Source organism: Martelella sp. (assembly GCF_984369615.1).
In genome coordinates, this window is sequence record NZ_CFHTCS010000234.1 from 1 (window position 1) to 6,989 (window position 6,989).

The following is a 6,989-nucleotide window of genomic DNA, read 5'->3' on the forward strand; positions in this document are numbered from 1 at the left end:
TTCTGCTTGCCCTCGGCCTCGACCGCATAGCGTTCCGCCATGGCAGCCACCGTGATGCGCTCCGCTTCGGCGCGATCCTTGGCCGCCTCCTTTTCCGCCTCGGCGAGAATGCGCAGACGCGTACCCTCCGATTCCGCGCGTTTTTGCGCTTCGATCAGCTCGATCGACTTCTGGCGGTTGGCGATTTCGGTGTCGCGGATGGTCTGGACGCGTTCCTGCGCCTCGATCATCTTGGCGCGGGCTGCCTCTGCCTCGGCCTGCGCTTCCGAGCGTTCTTTCGATTTCGCGGAAACGGCGATTTCACGCATCTGGTCTTCGAGCTGGAGCGTTTCCTTGCGCTTGATTTCGATGCGCTCGAGCTCCTGCTCCATGGCAATGCGCGCGCGCTCGACAGCTTCACGTTCCTTGATCTTGACGGCCTCGATCTCACGCTCGCGCGCTGCGTTCTCGCTGGCGATCTCGGTCTTGCGTTGGGCCCGCTGGACGGCGACCTCCATTTCATGGCTGAGACGCGCATATTCGGTGTCGCGCTGGATCTCGAGAGAGCGTTTCTCCGCCTCGAGGTTTTTCAGTCGCACCGCGATCATCGTGTCCTTCTCGATGTCGTTGCGCTTCTTCTTGCGGCTTTCAATCTGCTCGGTCAGGATCGTCAGGCCTTCCGCATCAAAGGTGTTCGAAGGGTCGAACAGCGAAATGTCGGTCTGGTCGAGCGAGGTCAGCGAAACCGATTCCAGCTCCAGGCCGTCAAGCGCAAGGCTTTCGGCCACTTCCCGGCGAACTTCCTTGACGAAGTCCATGCGGTTTTCGTGGATATGCTCCAGCGTCATCTTCGCAGCCGCTCCGCCCATCGCATCGATGAAGCGACCCTGAATGAGATCCTTCAGCTCTTCCGCGTGCATGGTGCGGTTTCCGAGAGAGCGCGCGGCTGTTGCCACCGCATCGTTATCGGGGTGAACGCGGACATAGAATTCCACTGTCAGCTCGACCCGCATCCGGTCCTTCGTAATCAAGGACTTCTCGCGCGCCCGGATGATTTCCAGACGCAGCGTGTTCATATTGACCTCGGTGAGATCGTGGAGGATCGGCAGGACCAGCGCACCGCCGCCCATCACCACCTTCTCGCCGCCGAAACCGGTGCGCACGAACGAGATGTCCTTGGTCGACCGGCGATAGAGCCAGTGCAGGAGATAGGCGCAGACCGCGATGACGATCGCCGCCAGGATGATGATTGCAATAATGTCTGCGCCCTTCATTGGAACATCCCTTCACAGGTTAACAGGATTGAGCGGTTGCGGTCGGCATCGAAGAAATCAGTCATCTGCGGTCTCTCCAGCATCCATCATCGCGACAGCGAGGACGGCGACGCCAAACGCCATCCGGTTCAGGAAATCGGCAATGTTGTAGGCCACCGAAAGCGCTCCGGTGTCGATGTAGCCGCCAAAGGACGTGATGAAATTGCCGAGCGGATAGATTGCCCAACCCACCGTCACGATCAGCCTGAGCCAGAAATAGCCGCGCTGCACGGCCGGCATCCGCGAATCGCGAACCGCCTCGTCCATGCGGCCGAAAAACAGCTCGCCCAGAATATACAGCCAGAACACGAGACCGATGAGAAAGGCGAGCGTGGCATGCATCAGCCCGGCTTCCCCGAGATAGCGCACGAACACCATCAGCACGGACACGACGACAAGTCGCCAGAACAGGCCCATGCCCAGCTTGGCGGTGCGGCCGGCGAAGAAATAGAGAGCCAGCACTTGCAGCGGCATCGAGATCGCCCAGCCGACATAGTGGTAGACCACCGGAACGGATTGGGCGACGGACCAGGCCTCGCGCGCCTGGAAGACGGCGAGTGTGCCCACCAGCGCGGCAAGCGCGCACAAGGCAACCGGCAGTTTCCAGGCAGGCCTGACCCAGCCCGTGCCCAGCAGCAACAGCGCCGCAGTGGCGACCAGACCCAACAGCGCAGTCGAATAGCTCGCCGCCGTCAGATCCGCCGTTTCGAAAACTGCCATCTTACCCTCTCCCATCACGAAACCCGGTTCTGTTCATCATCAAGCCTCCCTAGATCTGCGTCCTGATGTGCGGCGAGCGCGCGTAGAGCGCCACCATCGGCAGGATCAGCAGACCGAAAATGAATTGTTGCCATTCGAAATCGAGGCCAATGCCCACGAGGAACGAGGACAGCACCTGCAGCACCAATACGCCGATCACGGTGAAGCCGTAGCCACCCTGCCCGCCGATCAGCGAGGTGCCGCCGACCACGACCGCGGCAAGGGTCAGGAACAGATATTGATCGCCCACGCTGATGAAGCCGCCACCCGACCAGCCGAGCAGCAGACAGCCGGTCAGCGCTGCGAAGAAGCCGGAAAGCGCGTACATCATCACCCAGTAGACCGCTTCGGAGATCATCACGCGTTTGGCCGATGTGCGGTTGACGCCCAGCGCATAGAGAAAACGGCCATAGACGGTGTAGCGCATGCCCGCGATCAGGATCACGGCGACCACGGCCCAGATGGCGATGACCGGCGGGAAAGGCAGGCCGAAGGTCGTGCCGTTCATCGCTGCAAGATTGGAGAGCCAGTCAGGCACCGTGCCGAACACATTGCCGCCATAGGCAGTGCCGATCGAGGTCAGTATCTGCACGCCGCCGGAGATGGCAAATCCCGTGCCAAGCGTGACGATCAGCGCCTGGCCCTGAAGACGGAAGCTCAGAAAACCATTGATCAAGCCGAGCAGAATGCCAGCGGCGAGCACGATCAGCATCGCAAGCCATGGCGGCAGGCCGAGCGCGATCAGATACATCAATCCGACATTGGCAGCGCCGATGATGAACGGAATGGACAGATCGAGCCCGCCGAGCAATGCCACCAGCGTCTGGCCCACCGAGGCGATGCCGAGGAAGGAAGCAAACAGCAGCATCGACCTGATATTGCTGCCCGAGGCAAACCCCTCGACGTTCATTGCGCCGATCGAGAACAGGCCGGAGAGCACCATGATGCCGATGAATGCCGATCGGTTTTCCTGAAAGAAGCGGCCCAGCGTGCGCGTCAGCACCACGATCGTCAGAAGAATGATCAGCGATATGACGTTCCAGATATTGAAAAACGTCTCGATGGTCAGCGACAGCGCCAGGAAAATCCCGCAGATGACCAGAAAGCCGTAGACGGCCGGCCGAAACTGCTGCCAGACCTGCCGCAATTCGGACGGCTGGCCCTCCGTCTCGCCCGTCTTTTCGCGTTCGAACTGGCCGAGAACAAACCGCCAGCCCCAGGTAAAGGCTGCCATGGTGGCGATGGCGGCCAGAATGATCATCTGCACCGAAAGCCCCTGCATGAAGCCGAAGACGACGCCGACAACAGTCAGGACGAGACCGATTGCAAGGCCAAGAATGGTGGCCGGAAGACCCAGCCGGGGCGTCGAACCGGTCATACTCATCGCGGATCCTCCACCTCGACACCGGCGCGGCCCGCCGCAACCCCTTCACGCATCAGCCATGCGCCGAGCAGAACCATCAACGCGATCACCACCGCGGCGACAGGCGCAATCCTGCGGCGGTCGGACTGGTTGAAGGCCGTGCGGACGAAGAAGGCGATGACGGCGAACAGCAGGGCGACGAGCACGAACGGCGCGGCCTGATTGCGAAGCGCGATCGTCTGCGTATCCGGTCGGGCAACCTCAAGCGGCGCAACGTAGAGCGCCTCGGGCGCGATCGGCGCAAGAGGACCGGGAACCGATGCTTCGACCTCAGCGGGATCGCGAACAGGGCCGTCATTCGTCGCATGCAGTATGACGCCAAGCGCCACGACACTGAGTGCCACAAAATAAAGAAGCGGCGAGAAATTATGGATATGGCGCTGAATGAAGGGGATGATCAGTGTGAGCAGCAGCGAGATCACCAGGATCGAGCCATAGGCGAGATTGGTGACGAAGCTCTGCACCGCGCCGAAATTGAAGGTCGCGAGAACGAAGGTGATCAAGTAGAGGTTCGCCGCGCCAAGGAAAGAGCCGAAAGCGCTGGCCCGTCCGCCGGCAAGCGATGCCCCGCCAAGGACCAGCGCCGTGACGGCGATCAGCGTGTAGGTGGTGCCCTGCGAGGGATCGCCGGAGGAAATCAGCGCCGTGAACGCGATCGCTGCCAATCCCGCGAAAGCGCCTGAGATCAGATGGGCGCCGATCCGCACAACGGTGATTGGCACGCCGCTGGTATAGGCGGCGCGTTCATCCGAGCCCATCAACCGCAGGTGCGTGAAGAAGGCGGTGCGCGAGAACAGGCCCCAGGCAATGGTGGCAAGCACAAGAATGGCGAGGACGGGGGAGAAGATCGTGGTGCCAAGCCCCCAGTCGGCCATGAATTGCGGCGCCATGCCGCCCGGGCGCGGCAAAATCACGAGATTGATGCCGGAAAGCGCCAGATAGCCGGACAGGGAAACGATGATCGGCTGGACCCGGACGTAGATTACGATAAGCGCGAAAATGAACTGGTAAAGCGCGCCGGTCAGAATGGCGTAGACGAAGATCGTGATCGGGCTGCCGATAACGCCTGCGCCATGAAGCTGGATGAGCGTGACGTTGATGAAGCCGATCAGCGGACCGATCGACAGATCGACAGTGCCCCGACCGGAGATCACCGAGGCCATCAGCGCGTAGGTCGCCAATATCAGCGGCGTGGCCACAATGATGGCGCTGCCGATGCCATTGCTGCTCATCAGGTTCGGCGAGCGCAACACCGCAAGACCGAGCAGCGCGAAGAACATGGTGATCGGAACCAGAAGGAACGGATTTGCACGCCCGCCCTGCGCCTGCCCGGCGACAGCGCGATCGGATACGGTTTCCGTCCTGGTATTGGTGAGCGCGTTGTTCATCGGCCAAGGCTTCTGGCTTGGCCGCTCTCGGCATCGAATTCGATGATCCGGATGGGTTTGCGAAACGGTGCGGGCGGCGGGCGATCGGCTTCTTCGTGCGCGGCGTCATCAGCGGCCGCCGGGACAAGCGCTGTTTCGACGGCGGCATGGCCGCGCGCTTCCGCCGTCGGCCGGAGCGCCGGCGATGGCCGGTCTGACCCTTCGGGCTTCTGCCCCTCGGGCATGGCCAGTCCGCTTCCGTCGGTCTGGCCGAACATCGCCTCAAGCACCTTTTGCGGCTCGAGCGTCCGCCCGTCGAAGGCATCAAAGGGGCGACCGTCGCGGAACACGATCACGCGGGTGGCGAAACCCACGAATTCCTCCAGCTCTGATGACATGTAGACGACCGATTTTCCGTCCTCCGCGAAGGCTCTGAGATGTTTGTAGAGTTCGTTCTTGGCGCCGACATCGATCCCGCGCGCGGGATCGTTGAGCACGATGATATCCGGCCGCATGGCAAAACCCCGTCCGATCAGCACTTTCTGCTGATTGCCGCCGGAAAGGGAGGTTATGCGATCCTCGCGCGCGCCAAGCTTGATCAACAGGTTTTCCGCCTCGCGCCTGAAAACCGCCGATAGCGTCTGTCTGTCGATGATGCCCAAAAAACCGCCGCGCTTCTTCTCCCGGTAGAGTGGCATCACCATGTTTTCGAAGATCGAGAGCGAGGCGAAGATGCCTTCGCGCTTGCGGTCGCCCGATACATAGGCGATCCGCCCCTTGACCGCGTCGGCAAGTCCGAGAACCGCCTGAAGCCTGCCGTCGCGGTCGGCGACCTGGACAAGCCCGCTGCGCGGCGGCTCGACTCCGGCCAACGCGCGGACGAAATCGTCCTGCCCCTGGCCGTCGAGGCCGGCGATGCCGACGATTTCGCCGCGTCGCAGATGGAAATCAAACGGCGCCGTCCCGTCCCAAAGCGTGATGCGCTCGGCCAAAAGGGCAAGCCGGTCGACCCGCGGTCGCGGCGCCTCTTGATGATGGCCGCCGCCGGCGGTCTCATCGCCGGTCATCAGCGCCAGGAGGTTCTTTTCGGTGATCTCATGCTTTTCCAGCACGCCGACATCGCAGCCATCGCGCAGCACCGTGGCACGATCGGAAATGCGGATCAGTTCGGCAATGCGGTGAGTGACGATCAGAACCGTCGCGCCGGCATCGCGCAGCGCCCGCATCTTGGCGAAGAGCCGCTCGGTACTGTCGAAATCGAGCGCCGCGGAGCTCTCGTCCAGGATCAGGACTTTCGGTTCGCTGACCAGCGCACGGGCAATCGTGATCCACTGTTTCAGGCCAAGCGGCAGCGTTCCCGCAATGGCGAAGGGATCGACGGGCTCGCCGGAAAGGTCGAGCATCAGCTCGGCAGCGCGGGCAACCTTGCGCTCCTGGGAGAGAACCTTGGAAAAGAGCGCGTCCGCGCCCATGAAAATATTGTCGACGACCGTGCTCTCATCGGCGACCAGCACCTCCTGATAGACGGTCGAGATGCCGAGCGCCCGGCTTTCCGCCGGCGTCGTCGGGGTTTCGCCGAGAATCGAGACCGAGCCGCTGTCAAAGGGAAGCACGCCCGACACCACTTTTGCCATGGTGCTCTTGCCGCAACCATTGCCGCCGACGATGGCGTGAATCTCGCCTGCCCGCGCCGAAAAGCTCGCGCCGTTCAGGGCACGGGTCGGTCCGAAAAACTTCTTCACGTTGCGCACCGCGATCGTTTCCTGACCGTGGGATGCTGGTGATGTTTCGGCTTCTGGGCGCAGCATGGCGATCGTATCCCGGTGAAATGTCAAGACGCTTGAGGCCGCCGACCGTGGCCGGCGGCCTTCTGCATCAGGGCTTGTATGCTGTCGGATCGGCGGGCTTCATGAAGAAGTCGTTGAGATAGGCCTCCGAGCCCCAGTTGTCCTTGCCGACATTGAGCCAGGCCTGGCTGTTCTCGTCGCAATCTTCCGGAAGGATTTTCGCAACGTCGTCATAGGTCAGCACGACAGGATCGACGAGAACGGACTGGATCTTCGGTCCCTGCCCCTGCAGCGTGCGCATCATGACATCCCAGATCAGCTGGACATCATCGCCCGGCGGCCAGGTCTGAACGGCGGCGTC

Annotated in this window: 5 protein-coding genes and 1 pseudogene; all 6 read right to left on the reverse strand. The window is 62.0% G+C overall.

From position 1 onward, the window contains the following. The coding region (locus tag AC5DC2_RS16560; protein ID WP_491699276.1) for a flotillin family protein at positions 1-1,253 on the reverse strand (1,253 nt) is incomplete at its 3' end. Between the two features lie 57 nt (positions 1,254-1,310). Beyond that, positions 1,311-2,012, reverse strand: a complete 702-nt coding sequence (locus AC5DC2_RS16565; protein ID WP_024706642.1) for a bacteriorhodopsin — start codon at positions 2,010-2,012, stop codon at positions 1,311-1,313. 49 nt (positions 2,013-2,061) lie between these two features. Further along, positions 2,062-3,435 (reverse strand): ABC transporter permease, encoded by a 1,374-nt coding sequence (locus AC5DC2_RS16570; RefSeq protein WP_491699277.1) that lies wholly within the window; start codon positions 3,433-3,435, stop codon positions 2,062-2,064. Continuing rightward, on the reverse strand, positions 3,432-4,862 hold the full coding sequence (locus AC5DC2_RS16575; protein WP_491699278.1) for an ABC transporter permease: 1,431 nt from the start codon (positions 4,860-4,862) through the stop codon (positions 3,432-3,434). Before AC5DC2_RS16575 ends, AC5DC2_RS16570 begins: the two co-directional genes overlap by 4 nt. Beyond that, positions 4,859-6,649, reverse strand: coding sequence for a sugar ABC transporter ATP-binding protein (locus AC5DC2_RS16580; RefSeq protein ID WP_491699279.1), 1,791 nt, complete (start codon positions 6,647-6,649; stop codon positions 4,859-4,861). Before AC5DC2_RS16580 ends, AC5DC2_RS16575 begins: the two co-directional genes overlap by 4 nt. Before the next feature lie 67 nt (positions 6,650-6,716). Next, a pseudogene (locus AC5DC2_RS16585) lies at positions 6,717-6,989 on the reverse strand (sugar ABC transporter substrate-binding protein); the annotation flags it as partial.

Excerpts from the sequence above, each read along its gene's own strand:
- AC5DC2_RS16565 (WP_024706642.1), bottom strand. The coding sequence starts at position 2,012 with ATGGCAGTTTTCGAAACGGCGGATCTGACGGCGGCGAGCTATTCGACT.
- AC5DC2_RS16570 (WP_491699277.1), bottom strand. The coding sequence starts at position 3,435 with ATGAGTATGACCGGTTCGACGCCCCGGCTGGGTCTTCCGGCCACCATT.
- AC5DC2_RS16575 (WP_491699278.1), bottom strand. The coding sequence starts at position 4,862 with ATGAACAACGCGCTCACCAATACCAGGACGGAAACCGTATCCGATCGC.
- AC5DC2_RS16580 (WP_491699279.1), bottom strand. The coding sequence starts at position 6,649 with ATGCTGCGCCCAGAAGCCGAAACATCACCAGCATCCCACGGTCAGGAA.